General features: G+C 46.4%; 1 protein-coding gene. It reads right to left on the bottom strand.

Annotation, left to right across the window (positions count from 1 at the left end):
• Window positions 1-299: 299 nt before the first annotated feature.
• Window positions 300-1,403, bottom strand: a complete 1,104-nt coding sequence (locus AC1DUA_RS37435; RefSeq protein ID WP_477504544.1) for a copper amine oxidase N-terminal domain-containing protein — start codon at window positions 1,401-1,403, stop codon at window positions 300-302.
• Window positions 1,404-1,436 lie beyond the last annotated feature (33 nt).

Below are 1,436 nucleotides of genomic sequence, written 5' to 3'. Positions count from 1 at the left end.
GCAGAAATACGTTTTCCAGTGTGTGGATTAGGGAGATGGTCGCCTAATGTATAGATGCCGAACTCCAACCCTTTGCTCGGATCAATCCTGTATTTCTCCAATATTCTCACCTCTGTTTCATGTCGTGCATAGTACATTATTTCAATTAGGCGAGGGGTTGATACAAGAAATTAATGGGGATGACAAATCGTTAAGCGAACATGGGTGAGTAGAGATAAAATGAGATCAAAAAGATAAGACCGCCAAATCATACCATTGGCGGTCTTATCCGTTCTTCTTTTCTATTGAGGCAGAGATTGTTAGTTCTTAGGAACTAGGGTTAAATCGATGTTAGTAAAATAGAGTGTTTGTAACCCTTCGTACCCGGAATCCGTACCAATTATGACGTATAATTCGCCGGCAGCGTTGCTTTTCACAGTGAACGTACGTTCGAAGCTTTTCAGTTGGAACCCACTTTTCTCAGCGTCTGGTTTGGCGATGTTTCCAAGAAGAGCTACATCTTTGCCGTCGGTTGATTGGTTGCCTTTGTCAAGATTCAGGCGATAGTAAGGCGTATTCGCATAAGTACTGTCTTCTATGACAGAAGGCTCTCGGTCAACTACGCCGGCTTTCACGAATACTGAAGAGGCGGGACCGCCACCGATTCCCATGGAACTCTCAGCTTCGCTGGTGGCCAGGTCGAAACGTAAATTTACTTCGTATTCAGTATTCGGTTTCAAACCAGCGGAACCGTCCAGCTTTTTGGACATAAACATGAAAAGGTCATCGCTGCGGTTCATTCCGCTTAGCATCATGCCGTTTATTTTGGTGCCGTCGTTCAGGTTAACCGTATCTACTTTAGCATTTATGCGGTAATCCTGGTCTTGATAGGCGACTGGGAGATCAGCGACGCCGGTTTCCCATCCTCCGTTATCCTTGCTGAAATCGAAGGTAAGTGGATTTTGGTGCGATTGATTTGGGATCGTGATTGACGCCGTGCTAGTCTGGGAATCCCATAACGTCTCCGCCCCCATTCTGGCAGCCAGTACCCTGAGTGGAGCGAAGGAAATATCATTCTTCAAAACGACGGGCGTCGTCAGCAAAAAGGGCTCATAGTCGCCGATTGTTCCGTGGGTCCTGTTCAGAACGAGCCGAATAACACTATTTCCTTTGACGAGCTTGACTTCTTGCGAATTGCCGTCCCATGTGACATCCCAACCGAGACCTTGGGCGATTTCGCGAACCGGTACCATAAGATTGCCAGCTTCCAAATACGGAGATTCGCTTGTATTCTGAGATAGCGGAAATGATTTGACGACGGTGTAATCAGATGTATTTTCAATGGCTTGAACCGGGGCTCCAAGTAAAACAGGTGCCAGTATCGCGGTGGCCATAGCGGTGGATGCGATCATTTTTTTCAACATTGTTGTTTCAACCTACCTCTCTATGCTTTATTC

The organism is Paenibacillus sp. 01T422, assembly GCF_056398785.1.
The sequence above is the reverse complement of the archived record's forward strand: the minus strand, read 5'-3'. Positions and strand labels throughout refer to the sequence as shown.